The following is an 884-nucleotide window of genomic DNA, read 5'->3' as shown; positions in this document are numbered from 1 at the left end:
GATGTTTCTAAAGCACGATATAAACAATTTAAAAACCAGTCTAACCATTCTGTTATATCACCATTACTATATTGAACTTTTTTCAATATCTCGTAATACACCTTACGTTCTGTAAGCATTTGGCTGGATAGGCTATAGAACCTTTGCGAACTATCATCAGAAAGCGAAAGTAATAAATCAGAAAGGGCTCGGGCTATACGTCCATTTCCATCATCAAAAGGATGAATAATAATAAACCAAAAATGAGCAATTGCAGCTTTAAGCACATGATCAATTTTTGTGTCAGTATTGAACCAATTCAAAAAAACATCCATTTCCTCTTTCATTTTACCTGGAGATGGAGCTTGATAATGAACCTTTTCTTTTCCCATCGCTCCTGAAACCACTTGCATCTCCCCATTTCTGTAACAACCAACATCGATTCTGTGCATTCCACTTCTTCCTGTAGGNAATAATGCCGCATGCCAACCAAATAGCCGCTCTTCATCAAGAGGTTTATTATAATTTTGAGTTGCATCAAGCATCATTTCTACAACACCTTCAACATCTCTACCTGGGTATACCATCCCGGCATACTCAATTCCTAATTTTCTTGCAATAGACGAACGAACTTGCTCATAATTAAGTATCTCACCCTCTATTTCAGATGATTTTATAACATCAGCAGTCAAAGTAGACAGCATTGCTTCTTCCTTCACAGAAAACCCTAAAGCACTCATTTGTCCAAAAATCTTACCTTGTAGATGACGTACTTTACCAAAAATCACCTGAATTTTTTTTTCATTCCAGGTAAAATGGGGCCAATTTTCGTACTGATAAATATACTTTGCCATTTTAATGTATGGTTATGCGGCAAATATACAAATTATTCTCCGCATATTTAA

The 884-nt window shown here is 35.8% G+C and carries 1 protein-coding gene; it reads right to left on the bottom strand.

Translation table 11 applies throughout. The features are described from left to right. Window positions 1-833, bottom strand: an 833-nt coding sequence (locus FOF46_RS31090) for a Fic family protein (RefSeq protein WP_143919292.1), incomplete at its 3' end; no start/stop codon positions are given. Between the last annotated feature and the right edge of the window lie 51 nt (window positions 834-884).

The organism is Aquimarina algiphila, from assembly GCF_007489275.1.
Classification (GTDB): domain Bacteria; phylum Bacteroidota; class Bacteroidia; order Flavobacteriales; family Flavobacteriaceae; genus Aquimarina; species Aquimarina algiphila.
Note: the sequence above shows the minus strand (reverse complement) of the source record. Positions and strands in the feature narration are given on the sequence as shown.